Source organism: Enterobacter cloacae complex sp. I2 (assembly GCF_014896205.1).
GTDB lineage: Bacteria > Pseudomonadota > Gammaproteobacteria > Enterobacterales > Enterobacteriaceae > Enterobacter > Enterobacter quasihormaechei.
On record NZ_JADBRA010000011.1, the window covers coordinates 169,468 to 178,608 of the forward strand.

Consider the following 9,141-nt stretch of genomic DNA (forward strand, 5'->3'; position numbering starts at 1 on the left):
GGCCGGACTGATTATCAATGCGCCGAAATCGAATGCGGACACCGCTGTGTGTTTGCACGTTTTGCACATGATGATTAAACAGGTTCTTCAGTATGAATTTATCCCGTCAGGAACAACGTACCTTACACGTTCTCGCTAAAGGTGGACGTATTGCGCACGTCCGCGATTCTTCAGGCCGCGTCACTTCCGTTGAATGCTACAGCCGCGAAGGGCTGTTGCTGACCGACTGCACGCTCGCCGTCTTCAAAAAACTCAAAACAAAAAAACTTATCAAGTCCGTCAATGGTCAGCCCTATCGAATCAACACTACCGGGTTGAATAACGTTCGCGCTCAGCTCGATAATCGCTAAGGAGAGTTTCTATGACAGCACACCACTTCACTTTTCAAATCACAGATGAAAGTGATGCCAGTGATATCCGGGAAGTCGAAACCCGCGCATTTGGTTTCAGCAAAGAAGCCGATTTAACGGCCTCTTTACTTGAGGATGAAAGCGCGCGCCCTGCGTTATCGCTGCTGGCCCGACATGAAGGCAAAGCCGTCGGGCATATTTTATTTACCCGGGCAACCTTCAAAGGGGAAATGGATTCACCGCTGATGCATATCCTCGCTCCTCTGGCGGTCATACCGGAATACCAGGGGATGGGCGTGGGAGGACGGTTGATACGCACTGGCATCGAGCACCTGAGATCGATGGGCTGCCAGATAGTATTTGTTCTCGGCCACGCCACCTATTACCCCAGACATGGGTTCGAACCCTGTGCCGGAGACAAAGGCTATCCGGCACCTTATCCCATCCCGGAGGAGCACAAAGCCTGCTGGATGATGCAATCACTCACCGCTCAGCCCATGAACGTGACCGGCCACATCCAGTGCGCGCAGGCCCTGATGAAACCGGAGCACTGGCGTGAATAACAATCTTGTTGTGCCCTTTTTGGTGCTTAACCCAATAACAGGAATTAAATAATGGATATCCCACGTATTTTTACCATCAGCGAAAGTGAACACCGCATCCATAACCCGTTCACCGAAGAGAAGTACGCCACGCTGGGCCGCGTGCTGCGTATGAAGCCGGACACCCGCATTCTTGATCTCGGCAGCGGCTCGGGCGAGATGCTCTGCACCTGGGCCCGGGATCATGGCATTACGGGGACTGGCATCGACATGAGTTCGCTCTTCACCGCGCAGGCAAAGCGACGCGCGGAAAAACTCGGCGTCAGCGAACGCGTACATTTTATTCATAACGATGCGGCCGGTTACGTCGCCAATGAGAAATGTGACGTGGCAGCCTGCGTCGGAGCGACATGGATTGCTGGAGGCTTTGCCGGGACGGTCGAACTGCTGGCGCAGAGCCTGATACCGGGCGGGATCATGCTCATCGGTGAACCCTACTGGCGTCAGGTGCCTGCAATGGACGAGATAGCCCAGGCCTGTGGCGTCAGCTCGACGACCGATTTCCTGACGCTGCCGGGGCTTGTCGGCGCGTTCGACGATCTCGGCTATGACGTGGTGGAAATGGTACTGGCAGACCAGGAAGGCTGGGACCGGTATGAAGCCGCGAAATGGCTGACCATGCGCCGCTGGCTGGAAGCCAATCCTGACGACGACTTCGCCGTCGAAGTCAGGGCCGAGCTAAACATCTCGCCGAAACGCCACGTAACTTACGCGCGGGAATACTTTGGCTGGGGCGTGTTCGCGCTCATCGCCAGGTAATAACAGGTTCCGGTATTTCTGACTGGAGATACCGGGGCTTCGCCTTTGCTTTGATCTGTTGCATCACCTGCACAATACATATTCTGTATGTTTATTAATCAGGACGTCACTATAAGGAGCATCATATGTCACAACATGAAAAGTTCTGTCAGGCTTGCGAAATGCCGATGTCTGCACCCGATGCACACAGTGCCAGCGATCAATATTGCGCGTACTGCTGTGACAGTAACGGCAATCTTAAACCCTGGGAAGAAGCGGTATCAGGCTTAGCCAGCTTCCTTGATTCCTGGCAAAAAGTCGGCCCGGAAGAAGCACAGAAGCGGGCAAAACGTTATCTGACGGCAATGCCCGCCTGGGCGCATAAAGCGGACGAGTGATTTGAGCTGATTATCTACACTCCCCCTGAATCCTTTAAGGAGAGCCGATGTTTTCTTACATTATGCTCGGAACCAACGACCTGCCACGCGCTATTACATTCTACGATCCGTTGATGGAGATGCTGGGGTATCCCCGTGGTGGCAGGAATGAGGACGTCGCATGGTGGGGCGTTTTCAACGGTAATAACACGACAGCACTGGGTGTCGGTAGACCTTTTGATAAACAGGATGCCACGACAGGAAATGGTGTGATGGTCGCCCTGATTGCACGTTCTGCCGAACACATCCAGCAGCTTCACGCGCTCGCGTTAAGCCACGGCGGCACTGACGAAGGAGCTCCGGGCCTGCGTCCACATTACGGCGAAGGATTCTACAGCGCTTACGTCAGAGACCCTGATGGCAACAAGCTAGCTTTCGTCAATTACACCGCACAATCCTGAGAACTATAAATCGGGGGCCTTAGGGCCCCTACCTGCCGCTCATATATCCTTTATAAAACCCGCTCCAGACCAAACAGCTACGCATTCTAAAAGTCGTTCTCACATTCAAAAACACAGTCGCCATTTTGCCTGAAGTCATGGGCCTGCCGGTAATATAAGTCACGGAACCGCATTTCATATTGATCGGCGCCCACGATCAATATCGAAAAACTGATCTATCAAAACGATTATCTTTCATGCGCCCTGCTTGGTTATCCTTGTCTTAACTTACTCGAAGAAAAGCCTTTTATTACGGTTAGTTATCTAGCCGAGGGCTTGCTACGCCCATTTTCCATGTATCCCAAATTACGAGATCGCAAAGACGCGGAAAGATGAAGAGATGCGCACGTTGCAACAAAAAAGAAGTGTCCTTGAGCGATTGCTCTCACTCGATAAAGAATTCTGCGACGAGTGCTTGTTTGATATCGACCAGGAAATCAGGGAAAGACGGATTATCCCAATCAGACGCCTCAGGGATGACAACGAAGGAAAATCATAGCTCAATATGAAAAATAGAATCGATGTCAGCGTCATTATCCCTGCTTACAACCCCGCTGAGACCATTGATAGTCTGGTTAATAAAATCCTCAGTGAAACCCGCGTGGCTATTGAACTTATCATTGTCGATGACGGTTCTACTGATGAAACAGCTAATGTTCTTCGTCAAATCCATGATGACCGACTCATTCTCATCAAGCAGGCCAACGAGGGGGTCTACGGAGCACGCAATGCAGTACTAGACATCCATCGGGGAGAGTGGGTTATTTTCCTCGATGCTGACGATGATATTACCGACGGGTTCATTGAAAAACGATGGCAAGCAGCTACCGCGTCGCAAGCCGACGTCGTGATCTTTAATGGCTGGTATTCTGGCGCTGACAACCACCGAAGAGCCGTTCATACTAAGCAGCCCTGTGAAGCGACGTTGTCAGGTCATGAGTGGATCAGACACTGCGTTATCCATCGCGAATGGCCGCATTACCTGTGGCTGCAAATGGTCAGATCATCCTATATCAAACAGCATTCACTGCACTTCCAGCCCGGAAGAAGCCATAAAGACATTCTCTGGACGGTTCATCTTGCGGCGAGCAATGGTCGATTCTGCACATTGGATATTAAGGACTATATCTATATCAACAATAAGGCCTCTATCACGCATCGGCCGGATTACTACGATGTTCGTGCTATAAGCTATGTTGAAGTGATCGAAGATATCATCCAGTTAGCGGATGATAAACAAAACAAAAAAATAAAGATATTTTTGTACCGGCATGCGCTAGTTGAGGCTCGTCACTTTTTGGGGTTATATCGGAAAAAGGTTATGGATAAATCCAACGTTAAAACCAGTTTCAACAAAAATATATCCTTTATTAGTTTATTCCAAGGTATTAGCAGCCTCAGTGACATATTTTTCTTTATCAAGCTAATGCATAAAATTTTTTAGCATGCATAAAATAATGCTCTGTTGGTACTATCTAACCTTCTTAAGTGCTGAGCAATTGTAGTCCTATAGCTACAAAATACTGCAGTAAGTAACCACCAAGTAGCATCCCTAAAGCGATATTACCTGGTAGTGTCTCGGCAGTTAACCTAGAAACGATAATTGAGAATTACAACTGACGTTGTTCCAGGCTAGAATATATCGTTTTAATTTCGCTTTTTAAACTTTCGCCACGGTATACCATCGACGTATCGTATCGTTGATATCTCTCATCGCGCGTAGCGCTAAACCAGTTAAAGGAACCGACGCAGAGCAGCCCCTCATCACCAATCACAATCTTACTGTGAACACGATTAACCAGCTTCGTCGTGACGCCCATTTCATTCAACCTTTCCACTGCTTCATTTAGGCGCTGATGTTTTTCTTTGCGCTTTTCAAAATCTGCATGCTCTGTATTAAACGTTTTATCCGTTACTACAGTGATATCAATACCACGGGTGCGCGCCTGAGACATCGATGCCAGAAAACCTGTTTGTTCCAGCTTTTGCCAGGTGAGCCATGGAGAAACGATAGTAATGCTCTGGTTAATGGCGTCAAAAGTCTGATTCAGAAACGCATCATGTTGCTCCACCCCGTGTAGGGTTGAAATCTGCGTTTGTGAGGTACTTAAATCCTGACGCTCCTGAAACTCAAACTGCAATGCATTATCAGTGGAAGCAAACAGGTATTTCGCCAGCAATCCCCGAGGTGACAATCCGGGTTGGATCTCAAACAGATCCATATCACCAAAGACCAGGAAGCTGTCTTTAGCTCGTGAAACGGCGACGTTCAGCATGCTACTGTCGCTGTCAATAAAACTGCCATCTTCATGCTTCGAATATACAGGAGAGAAAAGCATAATCGCCCTTTCCGCCCCCTGCAATGAATGGACAGTACCGACTGTCAGCGAATTTTCATCGCCACTACAATTAATATCCAGCTGACGTAATGACGATTTAATGGTACTGACTTGTGCCGAAAATGGGGTAACAACCCCCACTACTTTATGTAGAGGTTCGCCATAATGGTGCTCGATGTCCTCTTTGTGCGCCGCAAGCCACGCAGCTATCGTCTCAGCTTCAAAGGCGTTATAACGGCTTCCCCCATTGGCCTGCATACCTTTACCATCAATATGCAAATATCCCATTGCTGGAAATATTGTCTCCTTTTCTTCCCCTCGTTTGGGCTGCAACTTACCGTGATAGCAGAGGGTGTTACAGTAGCCAATAATGTTATCGAAGCAACGACGGTGTTCATAAAGGTACATCCCTCTCGCCAGATCCGGATCGTACTGGTAGCGGGAATTAAACTGTGCAACCTTCATAACGCTGCCAGATGCAGCACTTTTTCCAGAGTCACACACCAGGGCATAAGCTTCAGTAAGTTCTTCCTGCGTACCTCCCGGAAGAATGTTCTCCTCAACCATATTGCCGATATCAATACCGGGCAAGCTATTCCAGATAGGCGCAATCTGTTCTGTGTCACCAATCACCAGGGCTTTCTTCGCCAGTGCAAAAGAAGCTGCCGCAACCTCAGGCAACACCTGCCCCGCTTCATCGACAATCAGCAAATCGGCAAAGTTATATAAATAGCCATCATCAAACTTCTTGCCGCCAACATGCTCCCTGATGAGCATATGGTGAGGAAGCATAAAGCAGGTCATCACGACACAAGGGGTTAGTTTCATTCTACGCAGCCAGCGCGCTTTAATGGCCTTCGCCCCTTTAAGACCTTTTTCTTTTTGAAGGTTATCGATAGCAGCCATATCCATCAGCCACCGGCCTTCCCAGTAATGCGTCGCCAGCAGAAACGCCGGGAAACGGAGCTGTGTATCTGCAAGCTCATCGGCTTCATGCAGACTCAACTCTGTTTCGCCCGGATTTCCCAGTGAGTGAGTAATATCGTGCCAGCGTATAGCTGCTTCGCTTTCACGTCGGGAAATGTCCTCAGCAAGATCAATTTGCTGTTGATACCCAGCCTGCTCTTTATGAGCTTGTTCAATCAATCCATCGATAAAGGCATCAATTCCATCAGGCTGAGATCCCTGGAATGCTGTCATTCTTTCGCCAAACGTAGCCTCCAAAAACAGCTTCATTTTATAGTGACGCTTAGTACGCACGGCAGGAAGCCAGGAGAAGAGAGCGTACATGATCGACTCACCGGCTCGATATTGCTCCCACTGTTTTTTGCCTTGCGTTAATAGCGAGATTTCATTTGTGCTATTGAGCAGTAACGTTCTCTTATCCTGAATATACTGTTCGAGATCGTCACTGATGGCATGCCGCTCCTGACGAATTGCGTTGAGGTCATCCCACGCAGGCTCGATTTGCTCAAGCTCTGCAGAGATTTCAACCAAACGCTGATGCAAGAGATCCACAACCTGTTCAGGTGAATGACATTCCTTACTCGGAAAAGCTGCCCTTGCCTTTTCAAGGAAGAAGCACCGGGCATCTTCAACATATTCAAGGGATTCAACACGGTTAAAAAAATCTTCCGTCTGGTATTTTTTTAACCGCCTCGGCTTTTCGGCTTGAAGAAGGGAAGTAAGCACCAAAGCTTTTTACATCAGGTAACCAACGCCCGGCCATAGGCCCAGTGCCGGTAGCAAAATCTTTTCCGAAGGCCTCAATAATATTGGTAACGGCCTGATTGTTGGTTGATGTCGCAATCACCACTGGCGGTTCAGTTTTGTTTACAGCCGCTCTCACCCACTCCGTAGCAATGATGGAGAGTACTAGAGTAGTTTTTCCTGTTCCCGGAGGACCGTTCACGGCAAGAATATCGCCCGGCTGTTGAGTGAGATAATGGCTAAGGGCATCGCGCTGCGCCACAGCCAGCGGAAATTTATCACCGGAATGCCCCAGACGCTCACTGAACATGGCATTACTGGCAAGGAGCTGCTCAACAGGAAACTTATCTTTCGAGGCAAAGCGCGCCAGCAATGGCACCTCTTTTTTGCACGACAGCAGATGATCGTACATAGGCAGGATATGGAGGCTGGCCCCTCCAGGCTGGTTGGCTTTAATAATGTAGCCATATCCAGCTGGTTCATATTGCTCAGGTGATGCGAGCCATCTGCCAGCAACATTTTTTAAAAGTTCATCAGTGTCTTTAAGGTACTTTTGCCACAACTGCTGATAACGAGCATATCGTTCCGTTCGTTTTTCGTCAGTCTCCTCATGCAGCTCATCTTCATTACCGGGACTAAAAGTGATCGAATCATGCGTGGTTTTGTATTTGTCATACTCCGCCATTTCACCAATAGAAAAGGTACCTTTAGGGAGAGGTTCGAGCAGGTCACGGGGAATGGTGGCAGGAGATTTGGGGAACAAAAAGCCTTCACGGTTCAACAGTGCGGAAGTCACCAGAGGCGTAATTATACCTGGTGCGCCTGCCGTACGTTCCTTGCCATGCTTTAACAGGCGGATCCAAACTTGTGGCCGTAGTAGTACCTCAACGGTCTTAACCTGCTCGTCTTCGCCCTCGAAGAACGATTGCACGATATCTTCACCCAACCTTCCCTGTTCAACGTTCATCCATTGCGTGAATGAATCTTCTTCTTTGCGCTCAAATGCCCCTTTTCCAGACTCGGTATCAGCTAAGGTATTACGCCAGTATGAAGTGAATCCTTGAGTATTGCTGTCCATTCCCCGTCCCGTGACTTAAATAAAACTATTGATTTCGTTGATATAAAACCCTCATGGTTAAACATTGTCCACGATGCGAGTACGATCGCAAGGATTTGTTTGTGTTGGGAAATTTTAGTGCATTATGGAAACTGTTGATGGCGATTGGCATCAGCCATTTGCAAGTCAGAATGATATCCTAGATAGCATGACCGCTTACCTTTAAGCGTTTCCTCACAATAAACGAACGCACTGTACCAATATCGTTAAAGCCTAGTGTAGAATCTGAACCAGTCGTGATTAACATATTGATTATGAGTAATATTAGGCAATATTTGATACCCAGCTACTGGCAGGGAGCGTTAAAATGCAATTGTCATGTGGTGAGCCCCACATGCAGTTAAAGCAGCCGAGTGGTATCAACGAGCTAAGAGTACAGCATCCTGCATATGATTCGAGGATGAACCTTCAGTACGGCTAGATAAACCTGCGGCGTGTTGGCGTTTTAACAAATGAGTGAAAACGGTTATCGTAGAATAAATATTCTTTTGCTAAGAGGACAAAAATGGAAACCTTAATTTCAACTTCTCGCCACCGAAAATCTAGTGCAAAGCATGACACCATCTTGGCATCTACACAAAGTGATCGTGCAAGATTGATCTACTCTGCTGCGTTCAGAAGATTGCAACAAAAAGCACAGGTTTTTTCCTTAGAAAGTAATTCAGCAGTACGATCTAGACTGACTCACTCTATAGAGGTTTCGCACATTGGTCGCTATATTGTTGCAGCAATTATTGAGAAAATAGCTGAAAGTTCTGATATAGATAATGAAATTAAAGAGTTTTGGCAAAAGAATAGCTTGTCTGTATCAAATATAGTTGAGACTGCATGTCTAATGCATGATATTGGAAACCCACCTTTTGGTCATTTTGGGGAGGCAGCAATTGTTGAGTGGAGTAAATCAGACTCAGTTGAAAACGCATTGAAAACTGCACTTGCTGAAACTTTTTCAAAAAAAATATGTCAAAACTTACTTTCTGATTTTATACATTTTGATGGCAACCCACAGGGTTTAAGAATAATAACAAAATTACAAGGTGATGATGGATATTTCGGACTTAATTTAACCTACACCCAACTTACCGCATTTATAAAATATACTTTTTGCCCAGATGAATTAGATTCAAAAAAACCATTTAGTAAAAAAATAGGTTATTTCTCAACTGAAAAAGACGTAATGGAAAGTGCATGGAACACCTTGAAGATGAAGAAAAATTCTCGTCATCCTCTTGGCTTTTTAATGGAGGCATCTGACGATATCTCATATTGCATCAGTGATATAGAGGATGGTATTGAAAAAGGAATAATCACTGTAAAACACTTTAGTGACTTCACATGCAGCCGAATTGAACAACTAAAAATAAACCACAAATATTTAGAAATCGAATGTGATGAATTAATATCATGC

6 protein-coding genes and 2 pseudogenes are annotated in these 9,141 nt (G+C 47.0%); 7 read left to right on the forward strand and 1 reads right to left on the reverse strand.

The features are described from left to right. Window positions 1–92: 92 nt before the first annotated feature. The 6 genes and pseudogenes from IM300_RS11870 to IM300_RS11895 all read left to right on the forward strand — a co-directional run bounded on the left by IM300_RS11870 (window position 93) and on the right by IM300_RS11895 (window position 4,011). Window positions 93–350: a YjhX family toxin gene (locus tag IM300_RS11870; RefSeq protein WP_001054379.1), complete on the forward strand. Its 258-nt coding sequence runs from the start codon at window positions 93–95 to the stop codon at window positions 348–350. Between the two features lie 11 nt (window positions 351–361). Beyond that, window positions 362–909: pseudogene (locus tag IM300_RS11875) on the forward strand (GNAT family N-acetyltransferase). Between the two features lie 55 nt (window positions 910–964). Then, a complete protein-coding gene (locus tag IM300_RS11880; RefSeq protein WP_193036634.1) occupies window positions 965–1,711 on the forward strand; it encodes a cyclopropane-fatty-acyl-phospholipid synthase family protein in 747 nt (248 codons plus the stop codon). Between the two features lie 125 nt (window positions 1,712–1,836). After that, on the forward strand, window positions 1,837–2,088 hold the full coding sequence (locus IM300_RS11885; RefSeq protein WP_193036636.1) for a zinc ribbon domain-containing protein: 252 nt from the start codon (window positions 1,837–1,839) through the stop codon (window positions 2,086–2,088). Between the two features lie 47 nt (window positions 2,089–2,135). Continuing rightward, on the forward strand, window positions 2,136–2,528 hold the full coding sequence (locus tag IM300_RS11890; protein WP_071696527.1) for a VOC family protein: 393 nt from the start codon (window positions 2,136–2,138) through the stop codon (window positions 2,526–2,528). A 544-nt stretch (window positions 2,529–3,072) separates the two neighbouring features. Next, on the forward strand, window positions 3,073–4,011 hold the full coding sequence (locus IM300_RS11895; protein WP_193036638.1) for a glycosyltransferase: 939 nt from the start codon (window positions 3,073–3,075) through the stop codon (window positions 4,009–4,011). A gap of 166 nt (window positions 4,012–4,177) precedes the next feature. Here the strand turns inward: IM300_RS11895 and IM300_RS11900 are convergent. Beyond that, window positions 4,178–7,694 (reverse strand): annotated as a pseudogene (locus tag IM300_RS11900) (AAA domain-containing protein). Window positions 7,695–8,238: 544 nt separating this feature from the next. Between IM300_RS11900 and dgt the strand changes: the two are divergent. Next, window positions 8,239–9,141: dGTP triphosphohydrolase (gene dgt / locus IM300_RS11905; protein WP_193036640.1), on the forward strand; the 903-nt coding region annotated here is incomplete at its 3' end.